19 protein-coding genes are annotated in these 23,796 nt (G+C 73.1%); 4 read left to right on the top strand and 15 right to left on the bottom strand.

The features are described from left to right. Positions 1 to 29: 29 nt before the first annotated feature. The 11 genes from ACIO5D_RS08090 to pdxH form a co-directional block, all read right to left on the bottom strand. Positions 30 to 1,670, bottom strand: a complete 1,641-nt coding sequence (locus ACIO5D_RS08090; protein WP_400794327.1) for an alpha/beta hydrolase — start codon at positions 1,668 to 1,670, stop codon at positions 30 to 32. Next, entirely contained in the window at positions 1,667 to 1,966 is a 300-nt protein-coding gene (locus ACIO5D_RS08095; protein WP_400653711.1) for a hypothetical protein, read from the bottom strand. Before ACIO5D_RS08095 ends, ACIO5D_RS08090 begins: the two co-directional genes overlap by 4 nt. A gap of 180 nt (positions 1,967 to 2,146) precedes the next feature. Next, on the bottom strand, positions 2,147 to 2,875 hold the full coding sequence (locus ACIO5D_RS08100) for an aminoglycoside N(3)-acetyltransferase (protein WP_400653710.1): 729 nt from the start codon (positions 2,873 to 2,875) through the stop codon (positions 2,147 to 2,149). Positions 2,876 to 3,047: 172 nt separating this feature from the next. Beyond that, a complete protein-coding gene (locus ACIO5D_RS08105) occupies positions 3,048 to 5,462 on the bottom strand; it encodes an FxsB family cyclophane-forming radical SAM/SPASM peptide maturase (RefSeq protein WP_400653709.1) in 2,415 nt (804 codons plus the stop codon). A gap of 62 nt (positions 5,463 to 5,524) precedes the next feature. Continuing rightward, on the bottom strand, positions 5,525 to 5,710 hold the full coding sequence (locus ACIO5D_RS08110; RefSeq protein ID WP_363607880.1) for a hypothetical protein: 186 nt from the start codon (positions 5,708 to 5,710) through the stop codon (positions 5,525 to 5,527). Positions 5,711 to 6,013: 303 nt separating this feature from the next. Further along, a complete protein-coding gene (locus ACIO5D_RS08115; RefSeq protein WP_400794329.1) occupies positions 6,014 to 7,138 on the bottom strand; it encodes an aKG-HExxH-type peptide beta-hydroxylase in 1,125 nt (374 codons plus the stop codon). A gap of 12 nt (positions 7,139 to 7,150) precedes the next feature. Further along, positions 7,151 to 8,341, bottom strand: a complete 1,191-nt coding sequence (locus ACIO5D_RS08120; protein WP_363607882.1) for an FxsB family cyclophane-forming radical SAM/SPASM peptide maturase — start codon at positions 8,339 to 8,341, stop codon at positions 7,151 to 7,153. Positions 8,342 to 8,485: 144 nt separating this feature from the next. Further along, on the bottom strand, positions 8,486 to 12,499 hold the full coding sequence (gene fxsT / locus ACIO5D_RS08125; RefSeq protein ID WP_400794331.1) for an FxSxx-COOH system tetratricopeptide repeat protein: 4,014 nt from the start codon (positions 12,497 to 12,499) through the stop codon (positions 8,486 to 8,488). Continuing rightward, the gene (locus ACIO5D_RS08130) at positions 12,489 to 13,832 is read right to left on the bottom strand and encodes a TIR-like protein FxsC (protein ID WP_363607884.1); all 1,344 of its coding nucleotides are present in this window, start codon (positions 13,830 to 13,832) and stop codon (positions 12,489 to 12,491) included. The genes fxsT and ACIO5D_RS08130 overlap by 11 nt, the downstream gene beginning before the upstream one ends. Positions 13,833 to 14,000: 168 nt before the next feature. Continuing rightward, on the bottom strand, positions 14,001 to 14,198 hold the full coding sequence (fxsA, locus tag ACIO5D_RS08135; protein WP_363607885.1) for an FxSxx-COOH cyclophane-containing RiPP peptide: 198 nt from the start codon (positions 14,196 to 14,198) through the stop codon (positions 14,001 to 14,003). A gap of 199 nt (positions 14,199 to 14,397) precedes the next feature. Next, complete coding sequence (gene pdxH, locus ACIO5D_RS08140) at positions 14,398 to 15,030, bottom strand: pyridoxamine 5'-phosphate oxidase (protein WP_363607912.1); 633 nt, start codon at positions 15,028 to 15,030, stop codon at positions 14,398 to 14,400. Between the two features lie 417 nt (positions 15,031 to 15,447). On the opposite strand from pdxH, the gene ACIO5D_RS08145 reads away from it, so the two are divergent. Both ACIO5D_RS08145 and serC read left to right on the top strand, forming a co-directional pair. Beyond that, positions 15,448 to 16,548, top strand: coding sequence for a citrate synthase 2 (locus ACIO5D_RS08145; RefSeq protein ID WP_363607886.1), 1,101 nt, complete (start codon positions 15,448 to 15,450; stop codon positions 16,546 to 16,548). Positions 16,549 to 16,681: 133 nt separating this feature from the next. Next, the gene (gene serC, locus ACIO5D_RS08150) at positions 16,682 to 17,800 is read left to right on the top strand and encodes a phosphoserine transaminase (protein ID WP_363607887.1); all 1,119 of its coding nucleotides are present in this window, start codon (positions 16,682 to 16,684) and stop codon (positions 17,798 to 17,800) included. A 258-nt stretch (positions 17,801 to 18,058) separates the two neighbouring features. Here the strand turns inward: serC and thpR are convergent, their stop codons facing one another. After that, complete coding sequence (gene thpR / locus ACIO5D_RS08155) at positions 18,059 to 18,646, bottom strand: RNA 2',3'-cyclic phosphodiesterase (protein WP_363607888.1); 588 nt, start codon at positions 18,644 to 18,646, stop codon at positions 18,059 to 18,061. Between the two features lie 45 nt (positions 18,647 to 18,691). Here thpR and ACIO5D_RS08160 point away from each other — a divergent pair, with 45 nt between their 5' ends. Then, positions 18,692 to 19,228: a GNAT family N-acetyltransferase gene (locus ACIO5D_RS08160; RefSeq protein ID WP_400757303.1), complete on the top strand. Its 537-nt coding sequence runs from the start codon at positions 18,692 to 18,694 to the stop codon at positions 19,226 to 19,228. A 51-nt stretch (positions 19,229 to 19,279) separates the two neighbouring features. Here ACIO5D_RS08160 and ACIO5D_RS08165 read toward each other — a convergent pair whose 3' ends face one another. Together ACIO5D_RS08165 and ACIO5D_RS08170 are read right to left on the bottom strand one after the other, a co-directional pair. Beyond that, positions 19,280 to 20,782, bottom strand: a complete 1,503-nt coding sequence (locus ACIO5D_RS08165; protein ID WP_400653705.1) for an MFS transporter — start codon at positions 20,780 to 20,782, stop codon at positions 19,280 to 19,282. Between the two features lie 122 nt (positions 20,783 to 20,904). Then, positions 20,905 to 21,339: a MarR family transcriptional regulator gene (locus ACIO5D_RS08170; protein ID WP_363607891.1), complete on the bottom strand. Its 435-nt coding sequence runs from the start codon at positions 21,337 to 21,339 to the stop codon at positions 20,905 to 20,907. Positions 21,340 to 21,491: 152 nt separating this feature from the next. Here ACIO5D_RS08170 and ACIO5D_RS08175 point away from each other — a divergent pair, with 152 nt between their 5' ends. After that, positions 21,492 to 21,887: a VOC family protein gene (locus tag ACIO5D_RS08175; RefSeq protein WP_363607892.1), complete on the top strand. Its 396-nt coding sequence runs from the start codon at positions 21,492 to 21,494 to the stop codon at positions 21,885 to 21,887. A gap of 115 nt (positions 21,888 to 22,002) precedes the next feature. Here ACIO5D_RS08175 and ACIO5D_RS08180 read toward each other — a convergent pair whose 3' ends face one another. Next, on the bottom strand, positions 22,003 to 23,715 hold the full coding sequence (locus tag ACIO5D_RS08180; protein ID WP_400653704.1) for a hydrogenase maturation protein: 1,713 nt from the start codon (positions 23,713 to 23,715) through the stop codon (positions 22,003 to 22,005). Positions 23,716 to 23,796 lie beyond the last annotated feature (81 nt).

Genomic DNA, 23,796 nt, shown 5'->3' on the forward strand with positions numbered 1-23,796 from the left:
GGTGAAGCTCTTTCGGCTGTGTCGGGGCCTCAATGGGGGATCTGGCCCCAGAGCGGGTCTTCCTTCGGGAGAGTCGTCGGCTTCGCCCCGACCATGATCTTCGCTTGGTTGTTCAGGCTGTCGCTCGGGTCGTCCCAGTACCCGCCGTGTCCCGAGGTGTCGATGTGGATATTGGTGCCACCGAATCCCACGATATGAGGGCTGGGCCCCAGCGTGAGGCCACCGGCAAGGCGGGTTGGGTCGTCGCTGGCCTCACCGATCCACAAGTGGTCCGGGTCGACGTTCAGTTGGCCGGCATAGAGGACGCCCATACCCGGACTGCCGAGAGTAACGATGTCGTCGGCGTGCAGGCCGCCCCCGTCCCGGTCCGCGACGCCTACGGCATAGCTGCCATAGCTGTGAGCAACGTACGTGACATGGCTCTTCGGCTCGCCGTGTGCCACCCGCAGACCGCTGGAGAACTGCCGCATGTCGGCGGCGCCGTCTTCCCCTCGCATCGGATTCGCGGCCTCCGGAATGCTCTCAGGCGCGTCATAACCGAGATAGGACACCACCGAGACGCTCTCCCCCGCCCCGGCATACCTCTCGGCCTTGCCCTGCAACTGCTGAATCCGCTCGATCTGGCCCGGGACTCCGGTGAAGTCCGTGTTCGTACCGGGCACGAACACGGCCGTGTGCTGAGCCTTGTCGGGACTACCGGTGGCGACGATCGCGCGCCCGTCGGAGTCATAGGCCTCAGGATCGACGGCGAGAAGGAACAGCTGGTGCGCCTCGTCGTTGCCGTCCTTCTCGTCGAGCTTCCTCTTGATCGTCTCCAGCGCGTCCCGCCGCTTCTGGTACGTCTCCTGATCGAGGCCGGCATCGGCGGCGCTCCCCGCCTGGAGGGCGTCGAGCTTCTGGTCGAGGACGAGCCGGTTGGCCTTGTCCCGGACCGTCGACGGCAGGCCGTCCATGCGGCCCAGCTCGGCCGGACGGAGCGCGAGGAAGGACTCCTGCTGCTCCGGGGTCAGCCCCTTCCACCAGTCTGCGGACTTCTTCGGGTCCTTGCCGTCCGGCAGATGGTCGCCGGCCAGGCCGAGGTCGCTCATCACGGCCGCGGCGTCGACTCCGGTCTCCGCCATACCGCCGTTTCCCCGTTTCTCTCCCAGGATGTCCCCCGCCAGGCGCCCGAGGGCGGTCCTGCCCTGGTCGCTGGCATCCTGGGCAGCCTTCACGGCGGTGTTGATCCGGTCCTGGTAGGTACTCCTGGCCGAGGCGAGAGCACGGCGCGCGTCCTGGGTGTCCTGGTCGTGGCGGTCGTCCCAGGTCTGGGCCGGCAGATCGACGACGCCCTCCACCGACACCGTCAGCCCGGCCTCCTGCGCGCGGTGGACGGCGTTGGTCAGGTTCGTCTGCGCCTGGTACATCCGGTCCGCGACGGTGTTCAGCGTCAGTGCCACCGTCTCGGCCTCGACCCGAACGATGTCCAACTGCTGTTCGGTGCGCTCCATGTACGCGAACGCGGCAGTCGCATCGCCACCCTGCCAGTGCAGCCGCAACGGCCCGTTGACCTGCGTGCGGTGACGGGAGTCCACGCCGTCCGCAGCGTGGGCGAGCGCCTTCCAGCTCTTCGCCGCGTCGCGCAGCCCGTGCGGGTCGAAGGTCAGCAGCAGCTCGTAGAGGCCGCTCACTCCACGCCCTCTTTCCAGCCGCCGGCTATCGCCCGCTCGTTCTGCTGGTGCGATTCGGCGTTGGTCTCCAGCTTGCCGGCCGTTGCGGCGAGTCTCTGCCGCACCTGGCCGAGCGGCGTGGCCCAGCCCTTCCCCAGTTGTTCCAGCGCGCCGGCCACCGACCAGCCGGCCAACTGGCCCGAGGCCGTCGCCGCCGAGGTGAGCGCCGCCCTCACCGGCTCGGCCAGTTCCTCCCCGAGGGCCCGCGCGACCCCTGCCGACTGCCGCAGTTCCGGACCGACCTTGATGTCAGCCAATGCGATCTCCCCCCGGAGACACCATGCAAGCGTGTGCGAACCGCACTCATCGGGGCACGAGACGTACGCCCACCACAATGCGCTACGCATCCATACGGATACTCAGATCGTATGACCTGCATGGTCACCCGTGTTCGATTTCGCTCATCTCGGCACGCGCCGGAGTCGCGGGAAGGGCCCTCAAGCCGGCTGCCGGGAGCGCCGCAGCACCTGTACGGCCAGGTCCACCGCCTCCCGCATCGGGACCAGGCGGCAGTCCGCGCCGCCCACGTGCCGTTCGGTGACGCCCCGGGCCTCGCGCAGGACCTCCCTGCCGAGGGCGTCGAAGTGGAGGTCGTCCAAGTCCGGTGCCCTGAAGGAGATCCAGCCGGACGGGCCCAGGCAGCGGTACTCGCGCAGGGGGACGTCGGGCAGGCGCAGGTCCGCCAGGTGGAAGGCGGTGAAGCGGGACATCGGGACGCCGATCATCAGCACCCGGGCGTCGAGGTCGTAGAGGCGGCCGAGAGGGGAGTCCGGTCCCAAGTGGCTTTCGCGGGGGTGCCGTTCGGTGATCTCGCGGGCGAGCGGACCGAGGGCGGCGAAGGAGGTCTGGGGGTGCGGGCTGCGCAGGGCGCCGGGGTGGGTGCGGATCTGTTCGGAGAGGGCGCCCATCGTCGGGGAGCAGGGGGTGGTGGCCGGGTCGAAGGGGGGCATCCGGGCACGGTAGGCGGCGACCTGCTCCGGGGAGAGGCCGGCCGTGGCGGTGGTGTGGAGACGGGAGGTGGCCGAGTTCTCGGGTGTGGCGGTGTACGCGACCAGGGTGCCGCGCCGCGGGCCGCCGAGGGCGTCGAGCAGCGCCTCGACCACGGTGGCGGCGCCGCCGGCCACCGGGCCGAGGGCGCGCAGGGAGGCCTGGACATGCAGGACCATGCCCGGGCGGACGCCGAGTTCGGTGAAGTGCCCGGCCAGAAGGGTCCGGTCGAGCGCCGGCAGGAGGCTGGGAGCGCGGGGTTCGGTGAGGATGACGGTTCCTCAGGGTGAGGGCCCCGGGTGAGGGCGCCCGGGGCGGGACGGGGGGGGAGGGCGGGGAGCGGGGCGGGGTTCAGCCGCCGACCGGTGATCTCTCCTGTCGGGCCCGCCCGGCCGCCCGTTCGGCGGCGACCGGGAGCGGTACGGCGAGCCACGGAGCCACCGTCGCACGCATGCCGTCGGTGAACCGCAGGCCGAGCGGGGTCAGGGAGCCCGACCCGGCGAGCCGGTCGACGGCCTCCGCCGTGTACTGCCGCCAGAGCGCGAACCGGGTGCGCGCCCGGTCGGCGGCCTCCCCCGGCAGCCCGTCGTACGCCAGGCTCCTGGTGCCCCAGAACTCGGTGACCGCCAGATGCGCGTAGGTGCCCTGGAGCAGCCCTTCGAGGGGGCGTGGATCCGGCCGCCAGGGGGCGAAGTACAGCGCGGTGTCGGCGGGGTCGTAGAGGTCCAGCAGGTCGAGTACGGCGCCCAGTTTGACGTGCTGGAACTCGTGCGCGAGCAGCAGCCCGAGGATCGGCGCGGTGGCCGGCCGGGCGATCCCGACCGCGCCGAAGGCCTGCCGGGCCGCCGCGCTGACATCCCGCCCCGGCGGTCCGGGCCGCAGCGGGGTGACGGTGGTCAGACCGGCCCGGACGCCCTCGGCGTACCCGGGCAGGTCGTGCCCGAGCAGCTCCCAGGCCTCGCGCAACGCGCCGGTCCAGTCGAGCAGTTCGGTGTCGGACAGCCGGCCCTCGACCGGGTGGTCATGGCTGTCGCGCTGCGGATCGAGGTCCTCCAGCGCCACCGTCCAGCCGCCGGCCAGCCGGACCCGGCGCACCGGCTGCCAGCGCGGGTCGGTACCGGTGATCAGTTCACCGTCGGCGGTCCGCACACGGAATCCACCGGCCGACCCGGTGACCACCGTCTCCCCGTCCGGCACCGCCAGGCTCCCCAGCGTCGGCAGATGCAGCACACCGCCCCGGACGGTGACGGCCAGCGCGTCCCCCCGCCCGGCCCGCACCGCCGCCGCGGCGGCCAGCGCGGCCAGCGGGCCCAGCCCGGCGCCGAGGTCCCCGGCGAGCCGGCGGGCCGCCCAGGCCCGCGCGTACGGGTGGCCGAGGACGGCGTCCAGCGCGGCGGGCGCGGTGCGGTCGAGGGCGGAGAGCAGGTCCCAGGCCGCCGACCGCCGCTGCCCGGAGGCCCCCCAGGCGGCGGCCAGCATGGCCCGGGTCAGCGCGAGCTGGGAGCGGGCCAGCGCCCGGACGGTGTCCGCGCCGCCGTGGCCCCGGGCGAGTTCGTCGAGCTGCCGGTCGGTGAGGGCCGTCGGCACCACCGGTTCGGCCGCCTGGGCGGGCACCGGGCGAACCACCGGGCGGCCCACCGGGTTGCCGCGGTCCGCGATGCCGTTGATGAGCGTCATGAGGTCCCCGCAGTAGACGGAGGGATTGTCGAAGCCGCCACCCTCATCGTCGCCCCGGTAGCGGTGGGCGTACAGACCGCCTCCGCAGGAGCGGACGACGGGACAGGCGCGGCAGACGGCGCTCAGACCGGCCAGGCCGGCCTGCCGGACGCCGATGCCCGGGTGGCGGGCCACCTCGTCGAGGGAGTGGCGGAAGACGTCGAGACCGGTGGCGGGAGCCCCGTCGAAGGCGGTCTTGAGGCTGTCGGCCTGCTCGAAGGTGCCGTCGGTCTCCAGCACCACCAGGTCGGACGGTTCCAGGCCGAGCGACTCGGTGAGGCTGGACAGCCCGCGCAGGGTGCGGTGCACCGACTCGAAGGTGCGCACGGCGAACGGCCGCCCGTCCGCCTCCCAGCGCTCGTAGACGGTCAGCAGCCAGTCGGCGTAGGGGTTCTCGCCCTGGCCGGCGGGACGTTTCGGCGGATCGTCCCAGGTGGCGTGCGGCAGCAGGAAGTCGACGGCGGGGGGCTGGAGTTCGGCCAGCGCTTGGTAGACCGCCGCCGGGTCGTTCTCCACGTCGATGGTGCAGAGCAGGCCGGCGAAGAGGTGCCGGTGCGCGGGCTCGCGCAGCAGCGCCACCGCCCGCAGGACCTGCGGGTGGCTGCTGCGCCCGTCGGCGTAGCGGCGGTGGCGGTCGTTGGCGGCGCGGTCGCCGTCGAGCGAGACGCCGACCTTGATCCCCAACTCGTCGAAGAGCGCGCAGAATTCGCGGCTCAGCAGCACTCCGTTGGTGTGGATCCGCAGGTCGAGGGCGCAGCCGGGCGGGAGCGCGGACCGGAGGAACTCGGCCGCGCGGCGCAGCCGTTCCGGGCCGGCCAGCAGGGGTTCTCCCCCGTGCAGGACGACCCGGACGGCGGACAGCCGGTGCGCGGCCGCATGGTCGCCGATGCGTTCGGCGGCCTTGGCCAGGATCTCTTCGCCGATGACCTTCGGGCGTCCGCGCCAACTGGTGTCCGCGTGCTCGTAGACATAGCAGTGGTCGCAGGCGAGATCGCAACGGCTGTGCATCTTGACCACGAATTGCGTCAGGGGAAGCGGAATTCGCGTCATCACAGATCTGCTTCAGGTGGATTCGGTCGGACCGGACCTCGGCCGGGGAAAGGGCGGGTCGGTCAGATCGAGGAGTTGAACGCCGCGACCGGCACCAGGCCGGATTCCGAGCCGGGGAGGGCGCGGTGCAGTCGGGCGGCCAGTTCCTCCGCGCCGAGCGCGGCCAGGTCGGAGAGGGAGGGGCGGTCCAGCGTGTCCTGAGTGTCCGTCAGTTCGCTGGCTGGCCTGGTGCTGGTTACCGGTGTCATGTTCGTTCCTTTTGGCGCGGTTAGGACCTGCCGGGGGTGGGTATCCCACTCGGCTACCAATGTAGTGGCAGCGGCGCACCGGCGCGGCACCCTGCGGTCCCGATCCGGCCTCCGCGGCCGCCTGGGCCCTGAATGGAGGCCCGGGGCCGCGATATTTCACCCGTTCAGCGGTCGCGCACTCGCCGTCGTACGCGCCGCATCGGCCATCTCCAGTCATGCGTTCGACCGACGGGCCGGTGTTCCCGCCCGGCGGGCGACGACCCGCCCCCACAGCCCGGACCGCGATCGCCGCGCGGCCGCCGATCAGCCGAGGCGGCGCACCGCACGCCCCAGCTCGGAGACGAAGTCCCGGCCATGGGTCGTGAGTTCACCGCTGTCCAGCAAGGTACCGACCGCCGCGGCCGTATGGGCCCGCCACCGACTGGACTCACGCTCGGCGCGGTCCTGGTCCGAGGCTCCGGCGACCAGCTCGGCGTGCCAGAAGCCGGCGACGCCGAGGTGGGCGTAGGCGCCCTGGAGCAGCGCGCCGACCGGGCGGGGGTCGGGGCGCCAGGGGGCGTGGTAGACGGCGGCGCCGTTGGGCCGGTGGAGGGGCACGAGGTCCAGCAGGGCGCCGAGTTGGATGTGCAGGAACTCGTGCACCAGGGCCAGCGCCAGCAGCACCGGATCGTCCGGCCGGGAGGCCGCCACCGAGCCGTACGCCCGCCGGGCGGCGGCGCTGACCGCCTCCCCTCCGGGCGCCGGACGCAGCGGCACCAGGGTGGTCACGCAGGCCGCGACGGCCTGTGCGTGCCGGTGGTGGCGAGTGGCCAGGATCCGCCAGGCTTGCGCCAACGCGTCACGCCAGGCCGCGAGTTCGGCCGCTTCGAGGGGGCCTGAGGTCGGCCGCCCGTAGCTCGCCCGGTACGGGCCCAGATGGTCGATCACCGGCGTCCAGCGCAGCCCGTCGCACTCCAGCGGCACCGGCTCCCCCCGCCGCCCGGCCCGCACGAACTCCCCGAGGACGCCCGGTGCCACCGCCTCACCGGCCGTGAGCCCACGCAGGCAGTCGGCCGTCCAGGCGTCCAACTCGGGCCGCAGCAGGATCTCTTCCCAGCGCGGCGGGTCCGTCGCCCGCAGTGCGCGGAGTTCGGCGTACGCCTGCTCGAAGTCCGCCCGCCCGGGCCCGTCCGGCAGCGCCCGCTCCAGTGCGAGCAGCAGCAGGGCCCGCTTGCTCACCTGCCCGGCCCGGAGCGCCCGTACGGCCTCCGGCCCACCGCGAGCGGCCGCGATCGCCATGAAGACGGCCCGGTCCAGCCCGTGCCGGGGCAGCTCCGCCGCGACCCTGGCACCGGGCACCCCGGCCGCCACCCCCGCACCCGCACCCGCACCCGCACCCGGGTCAACGCCCGGACCCGGCCCCGCACCCACGCCCGCACTGGCACCCATCGCCCACGCTCCTCACCCTGTCGGTCCCGCACCTGCCACGGCCGGCGCACCCGCCGCCAGCCCCGCCACGTCCCCCCGCAGCCGGCCCGCGATATGGCGGATCAGCCGGTCCAGATCGGCGCAGTACACCGAGGGGTGCCCGAAGCCCCCCGCCGCATAGCGGTGGGCGTAGAGCCCACCGCCGCAGACCGCCGCCAGCGGGCAGCCGGCACAGACCGGCCCGAGCCCGGCGCGACCGCGCTGGCGGGCCCGGAAGGCCGGGTGCGCGGCGGCCTCGGCGAAGCCGTGCCGCCGGACGTCCAGCCCCGTCGCCGCCGCTCCGTCGTACGCGGCCTTGAGACTGTCGGCCTGCTCGATGGTGCCGTCGGCCTCGACCACCACGAGGTCCACCGGCGCCAGCCCGACCGCCTCGCTCGCCGCCCGGCCGCCGAGCAGCAGCACGGCCAGCTCCTCGAAGAGCCGCACCCCGGTCTCCCGGCGCGGTGCGTCGTACCAGCGGTCGAACACGGCGATCAGCCACTCCCCGTACGGCGCCGCCGCCCCGCCCCCGGGCGGCGCGACGGGCACGGAGCGCCGTACGCCGGGCGGCTGGGCCTCCCAGGTGCCGTGCGGCAGCAGCAGGTCGATCCGGGGCGGGGCGAACTCCAGCAGCGCCTCGTAGCAGGCCACCGGGTCGGCGGCGAGGTCGACCACGCAGAGCAGTCCGGCGAACAGCTCCCGGTGCTCGGCCGTCCCCAGCAGCCGCACCGCCTCCGCCGTCCGCGCCCAGCTGCCCGCGCCGGACGGCAGCAGCCGGTGCCGGTCGTGGTCCGCCGCCGTCCCGTCCAGCGAGACCCCGACCGCGACCCGGTACCGGTGCAGCACCTCCAGCAGCGCCGGTTCGTCCAGCAGCCGCAGCCCGTTGGTCTGCAGGCTGAACCGGACGCGTGGCCCGATCGCCGTCAACTCCCCCAGCAGCGCGTCCAGATGATCCGCTCCGACGAGCAGCGGTTCACCGCCGTGCAGGATCACCCCGACCTCGTCCAGCCCGCACTCGTCCGCGTGCTCGGCGATCCGCCGGGCGGTCCGCCGGGCGGTCGCCAGCTCCATCCGCCGGGGCCGCCGGCGCCAGCTCTGGTCCGCCGACTCGTACATGTAGCAGTAGTCGCAGGCCAGGTTGCACCGACTGTGGATCTTCAGCAGATACTGCCGGAACGGCACCATGCCCGCGAGCCTAGCGCCACCCCACCGGGCCTGACGGGGCGTCCGGTCGCCGTCACACGGACGGCCCTGTCACTCCGGCCGCACCACCCACCACGCCGACACCACCCGTCGCCCTGACACCACCCGTCACGCCAGCCGCCCCCGTCACACCGCCGGCGGCTCGATGTCGGAGTCCAGCCGGAGCCCGGCCTTGACCGCCACCGTGGTCGGGTGCTCCTCGCCGAGCGTGTGCCGGGCCCGGTGGACGCAGTCGGCCCGCAGCCGGGCGGCACGTTCGGCCTGGCCGTCGGCGGCGAGGGAGAGCGCGAGGTTGGAGTTGATGCCGATGGCGTCGTAGTGGTCGAGCCCGAGGGTGTCGCTCATCAGCGGCGCGGCCTCCTCCTCCAGCGCCAGGGCGGCGGCCCCCTCCCCGGCCAGGACGAGGTCGTTGGCGTGGTTCATCATCGCGATCGGGATGTAGAGGTGGTGGTCGCCGAGGACGGCCCGGAACTGGTTCAGGGTGCGCGCGGACAGCTCCCTGGCCTCCACGATCCGGCCGGCCAGCCGCAGGTAGACGGAGAGGTTGTTGGCACCGGCCAGCGTGACGGGGTGGTTCTCGCCCAGGTAGTCGCGGTAGCGGGCGAGGGCCCGCTCGGCGAGCTGGATGGCCCGGTCGGTGTCGCCGAGCGCGTTGAGGTCGCTGGCCAGGTTGGTGGCGGAGGCGAGCGTGTCGGGGTGCTCCGGGCCGTTGATGTCCAGGTAGCGCTGGTAGATGTCCTCGTCGATCTCCAGCGCCTCGTTGTACCGGCCAGCCCGGCGCAGCGCCACGGCGAGGTTCTTGCGCGCCCGCAGGGTGTCGGTGTGGCCGTCGCCGATGGTCTGCTGGTAGATCCGGACGGTCTCCTCCAGCAGGTCCAGGGCCTCCCGCAGCCGGCCGGTCTCCCGCAGGTCGCGGGCGTAGTTGCTGGCCGAGGAGAGCGCGTAGAGGCTGTGCGCGCCGAGCGCGTCGCGCTGCTGGAGGTAGTTGCTGCGGTGGCGTTCCAGGGCGGCCCGGCGGTCGCCGGCGAGGTAGTCGGAGACGGCCAGGTTGTTGGTGATCATCAGGGTGCGCGGGTGGTCCGGGCCGAGGGTGCGCCGGGCGGCGTCCAGGGTCCTGCGGTCCAGCGCCCTGGCCTCGCCGTAGCGGCCGAGGAAGCGCAGGTCGGCACCAAGGCTGTTGGCGACGGCGAGGGTGTGCGAGTGCTCGGGGCCGAGGGTGGCGGTGAAGCGCTCCAGGATGTCCTTGTCCATCTCGTACGCCTCCTGGAGGGCGCCCTGGGAGCGGCGGATGTTGCTGAGCTGGGTGCGCAGCATCAGGGTCAGGGCGTCGTTCTCGGCGTCGAAGCCGGGGCCGCCGTAGCCGTCCTGGCGCCAGTGCTCCAGGGTGCGTTCGGCGAGCTCCCGGCCGGCGTCGTGCAGGCTGCGCTTCCACTGGTAGCGGACCGAGTCGATGATCCACTGCCGGACGTCCTCGTCGGCGCTGCCCACGGCGCCGGACGGCCAGAGGTGGGGCAGGAGTTCGGCGTACTGGGGCCAGTTGGCGGGGATGTCGGGGTCGCCCGGGTTGGCGGTGGCCAGCGCGGCGTGCACGACCGCCCGCAGGGCGGGCCGCTCCGCCTCGGCGACCTGGTCCCGGAGCACCGCCTGGACCAGCCGGTGCACGGTGATGGTCTCGCTGCCCTGGTCGGTGCGGGCCAGGCCGAACCGGTTGATGGCGCGCAGGAATTCGCCGATCGCCAGCTTGTCGCGGGGGGTGCGCGGGGGCAGCCGCAGCGCGTGGGTGACGGCCCGGCTGTAGAGCAGCCGCATGGGGATGGCGTCCGGGCCGAAGAAGGCGCAGATCTCCAGGATCTGGGCGGCGGGGGCGTTGAGACCGCGCAGTTCCTCGACCGAGATCCGCCAGGTCGCGGCGGCGGAGTGCGGGTAGTCGGCGGTGCGCAGCCGCGTGCGCTCCAGCATCTCGGTGAGCGCCTCGTCGAGCAGTTCGAGATAGGTGGCGATCGGCATCGACGTCTCCTGGAGCCAGACCGCGGCCTGTCCGACGGCGAGCGGCAGGTCGCCGAGCAGGGCGGCGACCTGGTGGGCGTCGTCGGGGCCGAGGCCGCTGTTGAAGCGGCGCAGCAGCCGGATGCTCTCCTCGCGGGTGAAGACGTCGACCTCGACCAGGCCGGCGTGCTTGGACCAGCCCTGGTTGCGGGAGGTGATCAGCACATGGCCGCCGGAGGAGCCGGCCGGCAGCCAGGGCGCCAGTTCGTCCGGGGTGCCGGCGTTGTCGTACACCAGCAGCCAGCGGCGGTACGGGTGGCCGCGGCGCAGCGCGTCGAGCACGGCGGCGGCGGTGTGCGCGACGTCGTCGCTGCTCTGGACGCCGATCCGGGGGGCGAGTTCGGCGAGCTTCTGCGGGATGTTGGCGGGTTCCTCGGCGGGTACCCACCAGACCACGTCGTAGGCGGCCTTGAAGCGGTGCGCGTACTCGGCGGCGATCTGTGACTTGCCGGCGCCGCCGAAGCCGTAGAGGACCTGGCTGAGGACGGCGGCGGGCCCGCCGGTGAAGCGGTTGCGGAGCAGTTCGAGCAGCCGGCCGCGGCCGGTGAAGGAGGCGTTGCGCGAGGGCGCCTCCTGGACCTGCGGGGCGATCCCGGGGAACCGGGCCGGGGCGGCGAACTCACCGCTGTCACCGTCCGGTTGGCGGGTGCTGTTGGGCGGCGGGCCGAACTCGCCGTACAGCTGTGACTCGGCGAGCACGGCGGAGGAGCGGACCAGGTCGGGGACGGCCTGGCCGACGAACGGGCGGGGCACCGGTTCGTCCGAGTCCTGGAGCCGGAAGGCCACCAACGACGGTGCGCCGGTGCCGATTTCGCGCCCGCTCAGGAGCTGCCAGGCGTCGGCGGCGCGGGGCAGCGCGGTGTACTCGGGCGAGAGCAGGGCCAGCAGCCGGCCCTGTCCGTCGAGCGGCCCGGCGGCCTCCGGCGGCCGGCCGCCGGGGTACGGATCGGCGGCGTTGTGCAGCGAGGTCTGGTAGCCGAAGCCGGTGAGGGTGGCGGCCGCCCACTCGGCCCACATCCGGTCCTCGGGGGCGTAGCTGACGAACACCTGGCGGGGCACCGCGCGGGTCGAGCGCAGGTAGGCGCCGTACAGCCGGCGGCGGGCCTCGCCACTGAGCGGGCGCAGCGCGCGGACCCTTCCGTCGGTGATCCAGCCGGCCAGCCGTTCGAAGGCGTTGAGCAGGCTGCGGGCCTCCTGCGGCCGGTCGGCGACGGTGGCGGGCACCTCCTCGTAGGCGTAGAACGGCTTGTAGGGGACCTCGACGTCGCTCCAGTAGGCGGCCCGGCGCTCGGCGGGCAGCCAGCGGCCGAGGTAGGGCGCGAACGCGTCGCGGGCGAAGTCCCGTCCGGCTTCCAGCCGTTCCTGCTCCGCGTCCTCGACCCGCATGGGGACCGGCAGGACGCGGATGGCCCGCTCCTCGGCCTCGGCGATGGTGCGGGCCGCGTCCACGCCGCCGCGGATGTTCTGGGCGCTGAAGGTGAAGCAGTCGACGACGGTGTCGGGCATCAGGACGGTGCAGATGCCGGAGGTGTCGCTGACGCCGGTGCGGCTGTCGATCAGCACGTAGTCGTAGCCGCGGGCCCAGCGTTCGCGCAGCTCGCGCAGGAACTCCCCGCCCCGGATGTCCCGGCCGTGGTAGAAGCTGCGCCAGTTGAAGCTGGTGACGGCGGCGGAGTAGGCGGCGTTCTGCCGCCCGGCGGGCAGGAAGTCGAGCCGGCCGCCGGGCGGCAGGTCGAGGGCCAGGCCGCAGATGTAGCCGTCCAGCCGCCCCGGCTCGTCCAGCCAGGCGCCGGGGGTGAGGCCGGACGGCCCGGCGGCGGAGGGCAGCGCCTGCTTGACGTAGGAGCGCAGCAGGTCGATCAGGCCGTCGGTGGCGTGGAGTTCGGGGTCGACCAGCAGCGGGTGGTAGTAGCGGTGCAGGCCGGGCGCCTCCAGGTCCCAGTCGACCACCAGGACGCGCAGGCCTCGGCTGGCGAGGATCCAGCCGACGTTGGCGAGCGCCATCGTCCGGCCGGTGCCGCCCTTGAAGGAGTAGAAGGTGACGACCGAACCTGGGCCGGTCCGCTCCAGCTCCGCGCCGGTCTCAGCGAACATCGTCCTGTTCCCCCTTCAGCGGCACTGCCGCCCCGTCCGGGCTGCGGCGCGGCCCTGGCGGCCCCGCCGGAATGGCCAGACCGGGCATCGCCGGTCCGGCCTCCTCGCCACCGGGGCCGAAGCCGAAGGCGGCACCGTCGACATCGTCCCCCCAATCGAAGTTGGCGTCCATCAGCTTGTTCTGAGCGACCGTCACCATGATGGTGAGCTGGTCGTCGAAGCTCTCCCTGGGTACCGCCACGCGGAACAAGTGCTCCGGATCGCTCCGGCGCAACCAGTTGCGGCGGAACACGCCGCGCACGCCCGCCCACAGCGCGTCGCGCTCCGGCCCGGTGGTCGGGTCGTCGGTGCCGGCCGGGACCATCACCCCGGTGACGGGGTGGTTCTGGTCGTCGTACTCGCGCAGCGCGGACCGGTAGAGCTCGCTGCCGGCCACCCACGGGTCCACCAGCAGCACGCTGACCTGGTTGTCCTCACGGGCCTGGTCCAGCTTCTCGCCGAGGCCCGCGCCGATCTCGTCCAGCGTGGTGGTGTGCCCGGCGGAGGTGATCACCTGCTGGGCGCGGACCACCAGCGAGGGCTGGGTCGGCGGGTGGTAGGGCGCCCAGTGCCAGGGTTTGGTGCCGTACCAGCCGCCGCCGCGGACGTCGCCGGGCCCGGCGGACGGCGGCACCGCGTCGGCGGCGCGCCCGGCCGCGACGAACAGCCGGACCATTCCGGCGGTGGGCGCGGGCCGCACCGACGGCGCCACCGGGAAGTAGCCGCGGACGGCGCCGAGGTCGAACTCGGGCAGTTCGCCGAGCCGCCGGGCGGCGGCGTCCCGGACCCGCTCGGCGACCACCCGGACGACCTGCCGGTAGTCGGCGCCGAGCGGGTCGGTGCGCAGCAGGTCGCGCAGGCCCGAGCGGGCGTAGGCGTCGCCCATGTCCTCCTGGACGTACTGGATCTTCCTGACCTCGTCGGGGAGGCCGCCGGGCAGGGTCTCCCAGAGCACCGGTATCAGCGCCGGGACGATGTCGCCGGCCAGCTCCTGGTGGCGGCGGACCCGGCCGCGGAAGGCCGTCCACTCCTTGCCGCAGTACAGGCTGGCGAAGTAGGCCGGGGAGTAGAGCGCGACCATGGTGCGGCAGCGGGCCAGCATCAGGGCCAGCTGCTGCTCCCAGTTGTCGCCCAGGCGCAGCTGTTCGGTGTCGCGGTAGGCGAGTTGCCCGGCGCCGGCGGCGGGTTCGATCCGGCCCAGTTCGTCCCTGAGGTCGTTGAAGAACTGGTCGACGAAGGCGTCCCCCGCCTGGTAGTCACGCCGCGCGTAACTGAAGAAGAAGTACGGCCGCACTGCACCCCCCGGACCCGTTCACAACTGCGCTGCTGTCATACCCAGCATGTCGTGAACCGAGCCGGTCGCGCGCGGGAGTTGGCGAAGCTCGCGGGGCGCGGAGGGGGCGCCGGCAGGCCTCGGCGAGGGCTCCGGAGAGCCGCCCCCGGCCGGGCCCGCGGGGCGGGTCTACAGGGCGGACTGGAAGGCGGCGACGGGTTCGGCGCCGGGGGTGAGGGCGTCGCCGACCACCCGGCGGAGCAGGTCGCCGAGGACGGTGTCGGGCAGCCCCTCCAGCTCACCGGGCGGCAGCGCGGTGACATCGACCAGATCGGAGCCGAGCACAGAGCCGGCTCCGGAGCCGATTTCCGCATCGGTGACGCCCATCAGTCCCTCACTCGGTCTCGCGGCGGAGCGGGCTCGGTTCGCAATCGGACCCGGTCCGCGACGGGCATCCTACACCTGACTGTTTCTCAGCACGGCTGCCGTGCCGCGCCGCTGTCATCCGTCCGGCCGTGCGAATCACCGGCCCGGCCGGCCGGATCACGGCCGGAGCGGCGGGGGTTCACGACCGGAGCGGCGGGGTTCACGGGCAGAGCCGCTCCACCCGCCAGCCCGTCGGAACGGACGGGTCGGCGAGGTACCGGAGGCGGTCGTGCAGCCGGTTCTCGCGGCCCTGCCAGAACTCGACGCTGGCCGGGACCACCCGGTAACCGCCCCAGAACGGCGGGACGGGGACACCCTCCCCCTCGGGGTAGCGGCGCTCCAGCTCGGCGTAGCGCCGCTCCAGCACCTCGCGTCCGCCCACCGGGCTGGACTGCTCGCTGGCCCAGGCACCGAGCTGGGAGCCGTGCGGGCGGGTGCGGAAGTAGGCGGCGGTCTCGTCCCGGCCGACCTTCTCCACCCGGCCCTGGACGATCACCTGGCGGGCCAGCGCGATCCACGGGAAGAGCAGCGCGGCGTGCGGGTTGACGGCGAGCTCGGCGCCCTTGCGGGAGCCGTAGTTGGTGAAGAAGACGAAACCGCGCGGGTCGAAGCCCTTCAGCAGGACGGTGCGCGAGCTGGGCCGCCCCTCGGCGTCGGCGGTGGAGAGCACCATCGCGTTGGGCTCGACCACCCCGGCGTCGTCCGCCTCGTGGAACCAGCGGGTGAACTGGGCGATCGGCTCGGCGGCGAGCTGCTCCTCGACCAGGCCCTCATGGCTGTAGTGCTTGCGCATCACGGTGAGGTCCGGCCCGGGCCGGGCCTCGTCGGCCAGGATCCGGGTGGCGGGGCTCGGGGGCGTCGACTGGGCGCGTTCCGGGGTCTGCACGCCAACATCATCCCGTACGACAAGCAACCGGCACCGCTACCTCAGGACAAACCCCGGTGGGAGATAAGGTGACTCGCCACTGCTTGGCCGCCCGCCATATGGCGATTTGTCCGTAACCTGGCGTTTGGTTCCACGGATTTCCCCGGACGGCCCGGAACCCCGGCGCAAAGTCAACCGGGCCAACGGAAAACATCATCACGGTGGTGTATGGCGCAATGCACCCCGTGCCTGTCACTCTGGCACCGAGTGCCAACCACCCATCGGTCACTGGCGTACCGTCCCACCACGGCGGCCCGCCGATCACAGAACTGAAGGAGCCGTCGCATGTCCGACTTCGTACCCGGGCTTGAGGGAGTCGTCGCGTTCGAGAGTGAGATCGCCGAACCCGACCGTGAAGGCGGCGCCCTGCGGTACCGCGGAGTCGACATCGACGACCTGGTGGGCCACGTCTCCTTCGGCCACGTCTGGGGCCTGCTGGTGGACGGCGAGTTCAACCCCGGACTGCCGGCCGCCGAGCCGTTCCCGATCCCGGTGCACTCCGGCGACATCCGGGTGGACGTGCAGTCCGCCCTCGCCATGCTCGCCCCGGTCTGGGGGCTCAGGCCGCTGCTGGACATCTCCGCCGAGCAGGCCCGCGACGACCTCGCCCGCGCCGCCGTGATGGCGCTCTCCTACGTGGCACAGTCGGCCCGCGGCCAGGGCCTGCCGATGGTTCCGCAGAGCGAGATCGACAAGGCCGGGACGGTCGTCGAGCGCTTCATGATCCGCTGGCGGGGCGAGCCCGACCCGAAGCACGTCAAGGCCATCGACGCCTACTGGACCTCCGCCGCCGAGCACGGCATGAACGCCTCCACGTTCACCGCCCGCGTCATCGCCTCCACCGGCGCCGACGTCGCGGCCGCGCTCTCCGGCGCGGTCGGCGCGATGTCCGGCCCGCTGCACGGCGGCGCGCCGTCCCGCGTCCTCGGCATGATCGAGGAGATCGAGCGCACCGGCGACGCGACCGCCTGGGTGAAGAACGCGCTGGACAAGGGCGAGCGGCTGATGGGCTTCGGCCACCGCGTCTACCGCGCCGAGGACCCGCGCGCCCGGGTGCTGCGCCGCACCGCCAAGGAGCTCGGCGCGCCGCGCTTCGAGGTCGCCGAGGCGCTGGAGAAGGCCGCGCTGGAGGAGCTGCACAACCGCCGCCCCGACCGCGTGCTGGCCACCAACGTCGAGTTCTGGGCCGCCATCATGCTGGACTTCGCCGAGGTCCCCGCACACATGTTCACCTCGATGTTCACCTGTGCCCGGACGGCCGGCTGGTCGGCGCACATCCTGGAGCAGAAGCGCACGGGCCGGCTCGTGCGCCCCGCCGCGCGCTACATCGGCCCGGGCCCGCGCAGCCCCCGCGAGATCGCGGGTTACGACGCCATCGCGCACTGACCGAAACCCCCGCTGAGCAGCGGGTCCGGCCGTCCCCGGACCCGCTGTTCCCGCAGCTCGTGGCCGTGAAGATCACATCTCAGCGGGCGGACTGCCGTTCCACCCGCGCAACCGCGGCCGGTAGGCTGCGCCCGTGGCTCAGATCCAGATCCCCGCTGACATCAAGCCCGCAGACGGCCGTTTCGGCTGCGGCCCGTCCAAGGTGCGCCCCGAGGCCCTGAGTGCCCTCGCCGCCACCGAGACCTCCCTGCTCGGCACCTCGCACCGCCAGGCCCCGGTCAAGAACCTGGTCAAGCGCGTACGCGAGGGCGTGAGCAGCCTCTTCTCCCTCCCCGAGGGTTACCAGGTGGTGCTCGGCAACGGCGGTTCCACCGCTTTCTGGGACATCGCGGCCTTCGGCCTGGTGCGGGAGAAGTCCCAGCACCTCGACTTCGGCGAGTTCTCGTCCAAGTTCGCCTCCTCGGTCAAGGCCGCGCCCTGGCTGGCCGAGCCGACCGTGATCAAGACCGCCCCGGGCACCCACCCGCTGCCGGTCGCCGAGGCCGGCGTGGACGTCTACGCGCTCACCCACAACGAGACCTCCACCGGCGTCGCGATGCCGATCAACCGCCCGGCCGGCGGCGACGAGGGCTCGCTCGTCCTGGTGGACGCCACCTCGGGCGCCGGCGGTCTGCCGGTGGACATCACCGAGACCGACGTCTACTACTTCGCCCCGCAGAAGTCCTTCGCCTCCGAGGGCGGCCTCTGGCTGGCGTCCTTCTCCCCGGCCGCCCTGGAGCGCGCCGCCGAGATCGCCGCCTCCGGCCGCTACATCCCGCCCTTCTTCGACCTGCCGACGGCCATCGACAACTCGTCGAAGGACCAGACGTACAACACCCCGTCGATCGCCACCCTGTTCCTGCTGGCCGACCAGCTGGAGTGGCTGAACGGCAACGGCGGCCTCGACTGGGCCGTCGCCCGGACGGCCGACTCCGCGAGCCGGCTGTACGGCTGGGCCGAGAAGTCCTCCTTCGCCAGCCCCTTCGTGGCGAACCCGGCCGAGCGCTCGCAGGTCGTCGGCACGATCGACTTCGACGACGCGGTGGACGCGGCCGCCGTCGCCAAGGCACTGCGTGCCAACGGCATCGTCGACACCGAGCCGTACCGCAAGCTGGGCCGCAACCAGCTGCGCATCGCGATGTTCCCGGCCATCGACCCGGCGGACGTCGAGGCGCTCACCGCCTGCGTCGACTACGTGGTCGAGCAGCTCTGACACCCGCGCACACGTGAGGGCCACCGCCTGCGGGCGGTGGCCCTTTCGCGTTCCGCCCGGGGCCGCGCACGGCGCCGGGACGCGTCACTCCGGCCGGCGCGTCACTTCCCGATCAGCGAGCTGATCACCACGACGGCCAGCAGCAGCACCAGGGCGCCGGTCACGATACGCATACGAGTCTTGGGATCCACGGTCAACGAGCGTACCCCCGGCCCTCCCCCGGCCGGACGCCGAGGTCCGGGAGCGGCCCGCGGCGGCTCAGCTCCAGCGGGCCAGTGGCCAGCGGCGGACGGTCTCGTAGTGCGCGAAGCCGCCGTCCAGGTCGCTCTTCATCAGGTGCAGCCCGGCGGCCTCCCACTCCGGCCCCCGGTACGCGCCGAGCGCCTCGGCCATGCCCTCCAGCTCGGCCGCCGCGACCCGCTGTACGGCCCGCCGGTGGCCCCGGGAGGAGCCGGCCCTGGCCAGGGTCAGATGCGCGTGGAAACGGAACGCGTCCACCTCGCCGACCAGCTCCGCGGTGGCCTCGTTCACCGCCTCGGCGAGCCGCCGCAGCGCCCAGGTCTGCCCCTCCACCCCGGCCCAGAGCACCCGGTCGCCGAACCGCCCGGCGCCGGACAGCCGCAGCCGGTGCGCCGGGTGCAGCTCCGCCACGGCGGCCAGGCCCGCCTCCAGCTCCGGCAGCCGCTCGGCCGCCACCCCGCCGAGGAAGGCCAGCGTCAGGTGCCAGCCCTCGACGGCCGTCCAGCGCAGCCGGTCCGCCCCCGGCAGCTCGCGTACCGGGGCGACCGCGTCGGCAAGCCCCTGCAGCGCCTCGACCGGTGGCAGCACCGCCACAAAAAGCCTCATGAAGCCATCTTCCCGCGCGAGCCGGTCTGGGCTAGAACGGCTGTCGTGAACAACACGAGCAACCTGAAGATCCGCACCGGCGGCCCCGACGACATCGCCGAAGTCCTCGCCCTCCTCGACGGCGCCGTCGCCTGGCTCGTCGCCCGCGGACGCACCGGCCAGTGGGGCGACCAGCCCTGGAGCAGCCGGCCGGCCGCCGTCGAGCGCGTCGAGCAGTACGGCCGGGAGCCGTTCCTGATCCGGCTCGCGGTGGACGGCGACGGGCGGGCCGTCGGATCCTGCGTCCTGTCCGAACAGGCGCCCGAGTACGCCACCCCCGCCGGCGAGCGCGAGCTGTACGTCCGCAGCCTGGTGACCGACCGGGCCCGCTCGGGCTCGGGCATCGGCGCCGCGCTGGTCGCCGACGCCGTCGAGGAGGCCCGAGCCCGGGGCATCGGGCTGCTCCGGGTGGACTGCTACGCGGGCGGCGACCGCCGGCTGGTCGGCCAGTACCTGGCGCTCGGCTTCACCGAGACGGAGACCTTCGAGGTCGACCAGCCGAACGGGACCTGGCACGGCCAGATCCTGGCGATCCGGATCTGACGTCGAGTCAGCTACCGGGCGCGCGAGGCGCATCCGGCGACTGACGCGTCATCAGCAGGCGGCGGCGAGCTCCGACCTGGCGGGCGCGGTGGTCCGCGGCACGAAGGCGACCACCCGGCCACCGCGTCCCGGGTGCAGGTCCACCCGCACCCTCAGGTCCGCACTACGGGCCAGCACCAGGCCGACCGTGACGGCCGCCAGCGCCGAGACCGCGCCACAGGCCAGCAGCCCGAGCCGGGGCCCGTACGAGGCCGTCACCCAGCCGACGACCGGCGCGCCGATCGGGGTGCCGCCGGTGAACACCAGCACCAGCAGACCCATCACCCGGCCCCGCATCTCGGGATCGGTGGCCAGCTGCAGCGTGGCGTTGACCGAGGTGTTGAAGCTCAGGCCGAACACCCCGATCAGGGTCAGCAGCACCGCGAAGGTCCAGTAGCCGGGCGCGAAGGCGGCCACCACCTCCAGCATCCCGAAGGCCAGCGCCGCGGCCACCAGCCGGCGCAGCCGCGGCACGCCCCGGCGGGCCGCCAGCAGCGCGCCGGCCAGCGAGCCGACCGCCATCGCGGTGTTCAGCAGGCCGTACTGCCCGGCACCCACCTTGAAGGTGTCGTAGGCGAAACCGGAGAGCAGCGTCGGGAAGTTGAACCCGAAGGTGCCGATGAACCCGGCCAGCACCATCGGCCAGAGCAGTTCGGGCCGCTCCTTCACATAGCGCAGCCCTTCGCGCAACTGCCCCTTCTGGCGGGCGATCGGCTCGATCGGGCGCAGTTCGCTCTGCCGCATCGCGAGCAGCCCGCCGATCACGGCGGCGAACGAGAGCGCGTTCACCGCGAACGCCCAGCCGCTGCCGACCGCGGCGATCAGCAGGCCCGCGACGGCGGGGCCGACCAGCCGGGCGGTCTGGAAGTTGGCGGCGTTCAGGCTGACCGCGTTGGCGAGGTCCTTCGGACCGACCATCTCGGAGACGAAGGCCTGCCGGGTCGGGTTGTCCACCACCGTGACCAGGCCGAGCAGCAGCGCGAACACGTACACGTAGTACGGCGTCACCACGCCGCCGATGGTCAGGACGGCGAGGCCCGCGGCGAGCAGGCCCATCGCGCCCTGGGTGCAGATCAGCAGCCGGCGCTTGGGCATCCGGTCGGCGAGCACACCGCCGAAGAGGCCGAGCAGCAGCATCGGCAGGAACTGCATGGCGGTGGTGATACCGACGGCGAACGGGCTGCCGGTGAGGCTGAGGACCAGCCAGTCCTGGGCGATCCGCTGCATCCAGGTCCCGGTGTTGGAGACCACCTGGCCGGCGAAGTAGTAGCGGTAGTTGCGGACGCGCAGCGAGGAGAACATCCCCCCGGGCCGGGTGAAGCGGGCGGCGGGCGGGACGGAAGCGGCGGGGGTGGCCGCCGCGGTGCGTTCGTCGGGGTCGTCGTCGCCGTTGCCAGGCAGCCCCGTCGGGGCGGGTGCCTGGGAATCGGCGGCCGCGGCGGTGGCCGCGGCGGGGTCGGTGGTCGGGTCGTCGGTGCGGATGGCGGCGGCGCTGGCTGCGGCCGGCGGTGTCACGTTGGTCTCCCCTCGCGGCGCGACGACCCGTGGGGTGGTCGTCGCGCTCCTGGTGTCAGTGATCGGTCCTGCGGTGATGCGGTACTCCTTTGCCCTCCGGCGGCTGACCGGAACGGATATGCCTACAGGTGTGCGAGCTTGTAGAGCACGGGCGCGGCCTGCCGGAGGGCGGCCCACTCGTCCTCGTCGAGCCCCTCGGCGAGCTCGGCGAGCCAGGCGTTGCGACGCCGGCGGCTCTCCGCCAGGATCACCTCGGCCTGCTCGGTGCTGCTGACGACCACCTGCCGGCGGTCCTCGGGGTGCGGCTCCCGCCGCACCAGGCCCTTCTCCTCCAGCATCGCGACGATCCTGGTCATCGAGGGCGGCTGCACGTGCTCCTTCCGGGCGAGCTCACCCGGCGTGGCCTTGCCGCATCGCGCGAGGGTGCCCAGCACCCCCATCTCGGTAGGGCTGAGCGACTCCTCGACACGCTGGTGACGCAGACGACGGGAGAGGCGCATGGTGGACGATCGCAGCTGACTGATCGCTGCGAGGTCCTGCTCGGACATCTCGGGCATGTTCTTTAGCCTACGTCATTACTCTCGCTAAGGAAAATGCGTTCCCCCGCGCGGCACCATCCCCACCTCCTGACCGCGCCGAGCGGCACCGTGAGCGCGATGCTGGTCGTGATCCGATCTGCACCACCCCTCAGCAGAAGGGCCGACCAGAAATGTCCGACGCCGCCGCCGAGCAGAACGACACCGGCTTCGCCCGCCTCGCCATGGTCACCATCGACTGCGCCGACCCGGTCGCGCTGGCCGCGTTCTACGGCGAGCTGCTCGGGTGGGAGACCCGGCACGTGGACGAGAACTTCGCCATCCTGGACAACCCCGAGGGCGGCAGTCCGCTGGGGTTCGGCCGGGTGCGGGGGTACCGGCCGGAGCAGTGGACCGAGCCGGACGGCGGCAAGCACTTCCATCTGGACTTCTACGTCGACGACCTGGAGCAGGCCACCGTCCGCGCGCTCGCCCTCGGCGCGACCGAGCCGCGGTACCAGCACGGCCGCACGCTGAAGGTGCTGATCGATCCGGCCGGCCACCCGTTCGGCCTAGCGCCATTGGAGTGACGCCACGACGCGGGCGCCCCATCCCCGCGTGGCGCGCCATGTGCCGCGCTGCGTGGCGCGCCGACGGTGAGGGCGCCGCACCGTCGGCCCACGGTGCGGCGCCCTCGCCGCCCGGTCAGTCCGCGCGTCCCAACAGCCCCACCAGGCGCTCCGGCGTCCGGAGCGGGGTGACCTTGTGCACGAAGCCGCGTCGCAGCTCGTGGTACGGCTCCCCGTCCCGGAAGAAATTGCGGTGCATCCGCCGGAGCTCCTCCGCCCGGTACTGGGCCAGCGGCTTGACGTCCTCGTCCTCGGTCCGGCGGCGCTTCTTCTCCAGCAGCCGGCCGGCCAGTTCCGGCGCACCGGCCAGCCGGGACGCCTCCCGGGTCACCCAGCGGCGGAACTCCGCCGCGTCACCGCCGAAGGTCCGGTCCACCAGTCCCAGCCTTCTCGCCCGCACCGCGCCGACCGGCAGGGCGGCCGAGGTCAGCCGCTCCGCCTGTTCGGCGCCGACCCGGCGTGGCAGCGTGTACGTCCAGTACTCGGAGCCGTGCAGGCCGAGCAGCCGGTAGTGCGGGTTGAGCACCACCGACTCGCGGCACCAGACCTCGTCGGCGGCGATGGCCAGCATCGCCCCGCCCGCGGCCGCGTTCCCGGACAGCGCCGAGACGGTCAGCTTGTCGGTGGTGGTGAGCACGGCCTCGACCAGGTCGTCCATCGCGATGATGTTCTCCCAGGACTCCAGCGCCGGGTACGAGCCCCCCTCGATCACATTGAGGTGGATGCCGTTGGAGAAGAAGTCCCGGGCCGCACCGAGCACCAGCGCCGCGGTCGGCCGGTCCACCGCCGCCTGGTAGGCGGCGAGCAGCCGACGGCACTGGTCGGTGCTCATCGCCCCGCCGGGGAAGGAGAATTCGAGGAACCCGACCTCGTCCTGCTCGTGGTACCGGATCTCCGACCAGGTCTCCCGGCGGGCCGCGTCGACCGGGCTGACCGGCACCTCCCGGACCCCGTACAGCTTCTCGGCCAGCACGGCCGCGGCCGGCCGCGTGAAGGTCGCCGGCCCGCCCGGGGTGCGGCGCGGACGCAGCTGCGGGATCCAGACCGCGCCGTCCACGGTGGCGCGGCAGATCGCGCCGTCCCGGACGGCGATCACCGCGCCGGGCCTGCTGCCGCGCAGCTGGTCCTCGGGGTGGCCGCCGTGCAGGAAGTACTCGCGCCCGTAGAGCTCGTCCAGCACGCCCGGCTGCGAGTCGCCCGCACGCAGCTTGCGCAGCACGGTGTCGGTGTCGTCGACGGCCCAGTCGATCCGGCGGATCTCCTGCGTGAGGAAGGGCCGCTGCCGGCCGCGGATGTCCGGCCGGTCGTAGTCCAGCGGCTCGGGGGTGAAGAGGCCGCCCTCGAACCGCCGCACCGCCAGCAGCACGGCCTCCACGGCCGCGTCGGCAACCTCGCACCGGTACAGCTCACTCTTTCCGCACTCCGGTACCTGGAAGTTGACGGACGCCCAGATGTCCCCGGCGTCCATCTCCCCCACCGCCTGGAGGACGGTCACGCCCCAGCGCTCCGCGCCCCCGATGATCGCCCAGTCGAGCGAGGACGGACCGCGGTCGCCCTTGGGACCGGGGTGCACGATCAGGACGGTCCGGGTGGACCAGATGTCCTCCGGGATCGCCCTGGTGAGCATCGGGCAGACGATCAGCTCGGGGTCGGTCCAGGTGACGGAGGCCCTCATCTGATCGTCACCGAGGGCGAGTTGGACGCCGACCTTATGGCCCCGCTCGCGGAGCTCGGTGTGGATCCGCTGGGTCAGGCTGTTGAACGCGTCGGCGATCAGGAGAATGCGCAAGGGTGCCTCCAGGCAGTGACGGATGTCAGTGCGCGGAGGCGATGCGACCAGGATCCGGAAACACCCGACGACTACGGTCGG

Origin of the sequence: Kitasatospora sp. NPDC087315 (assembly GCF_044744345.1) — a bacterium.
Classification (GTDB): Bacteria; Actinomycetota; Actinomycetes; order Streptomycetales; family Streptomycetaceae; genus Kitasatospora.

Excerpts from the sequence above, each read along its gene's own strand:
- fxsA (WP_363607885.1), bottom strand. The coding sequence starts at position 14,198 with ATGGGCGTCACCGATGCGGAAATCGGCTCCGGAGCCGGCTCTGTGCTC.
- pdxH (WP_363607912.1), bottom strand. The coding sequence starts at position 15,030 with ATGCGCAAGCACTACAGCCATGAGGGCCTGGTCGAGGAGCAGCTCGCC.
- ACIO5D_RS08110 (WP_363607880.1), bottom strand. The coding sequence starts at position 5,710 with ATGACACCGGTAACCAGCACCAGGCCAGCCAGCGAACTGACGGACACT.
- ACIO5D_RS08120 (WP_363607882.1), bottom strand. The coding sequence starts at position 8,341 with ATGGTGCCGTTCCGGCAGTATCTGCTGAAGATCCACAGTCGGTGCAAC.
- ACIO5D_RS08105 (WP_400653709.1), bottom strand. The coding sequence starts at position 5,462 with ATGACGCGAATTCCGCTTCCCCTGACGCAATTCGTGGTCAAGATGCAC.
- fxsT (WP_400794331.1), bottom strand. The coding sequence starts at position 12,499 with ATGTTCGCTGAGACCGGCGCGGAGCTGGAGCGGACCGGCCCAGGTTCG.
- ACIO5D_RS08170 (WP_363607891.1), bottom strand. The coding sequence starts at position 21,339 with ATGCCCGAGATGTCCGAGCAGGACCTCGCAGCGATCAGTCAGCTGCGA.
- thpR (WP_363607888.1), bottom strand. The coding sequence starts at position 18,646 with ATGAGGCTTTTTGTGGCGGTGCTGCCACCGGTCGAGGCGCTGCAGGGG.
- ACIO5D_RS08100 (WP_400653710.1), bottom strand. The coding sequence starts at position 2,875 with ATGGTCCTGCATGTCCAGGCCTCCCTGCGCGCCCTCGGCCCGGTGGCC.
- ACIO5D_RS08115 (WP_400794329.1), bottom strand. The coding sequence starts at position 7,138 with ATGGGTGCCAGTGCGGGCGTGGGTGCGGGGCCGGGTCCGGGCGTTGAC.
- ACIO5D_RS08175 (WP_363607892.1), top strand. The coding sequence starts at position 21,492 with ATGTCCGACGCCGCCGCCGAGCAGAACGACACCGGCTTCGCCCGCCTC.
- ACIO5D_RS08145 (WP_363607886.1), top strand. The coding sequence starts at position 15,448 with ATGTCCGACTTCGTACCCGGGCTTGAGGGAGTCGTCGCGTTCGAGAGT.